The sequence below is a fragment of the Pseudomonas sp. EL_65y_Pfl1_R83 genome, from assembly GCF_963970695.1.
GTDB classification, from domain to species: Bacteria; Pseudomonadota; Gammaproteobacteria; order Pseudomonadales; family Pseudomonadaceae; genus Aquipseudomonas; species Aquipseudomonas tritici.
Genome location: NZ_CAXAQI010000240.1, coordinates 1 through 528, shown reverse-complemented (window position 1 = coordinate 528; position 528 = coordinate 1). Strand labels below are relative to the sequence as shown.

Annotated in this window: 1 pseudogene; it reads left to right on the top strand. The window is 71.0% G+C overall.

Going from position 1 to position 528, the window contains the following annotated elements:
- Window positions 1–283: pseudogene (locus AACY08_RS28625) on the top strand (MFS transporter); the annotation flags it as partial.
- Between the last annotated feature and the right edge of the window lie 245 nt (window positions 284–528).

Below are 528 nucleotides of genomic sequence, written 5' to 3'. Positions count from 1 at the left end.
CCCCCCTCCGACCACGCCCACTCTGGCGGGCCTGCTCGTGGCGGCCATCGCCATCGACCTCGGCGTTCAGGGCAATGTCGTGCTCGGCTTCCGCGCCATCTTCGCGCTCGGCCACGAGCACCGCAGCCGCCTCAACGGGCTCTACATGGCGACCTTCTTCACGGCGGGCGCTGCCGGTTCGGCGGTCGGCGCCTGGGCCTTCGCGCAAGGCGGCTGGCCGCTGGCTGCCGGCATTGGCCTCGCACTGCCCGTCGCGGGTCTCGTCTACGCCGCCACCGAGTAGCGGCGGAGCTTGTGGATCGTGCGTCCGGCCGTTGACCACGGGCGGGCGGCGCTCCGCCAAGGGCCCGATCTGCCGCGATTTCCGTCTCGCGGTTTGCCCGCGGCTGGTGTACTGAAGTCGCAAGCCAAGCCCGGCAAATGGGGGGTAAACAGGGCCTGGGCTATGAAGGCAGTCAGGCCCCCGCCATCACGCCGGATACCACCCCAGGCGCCCCGCCCAACGCCCCAACATGCACGGTGTGACAC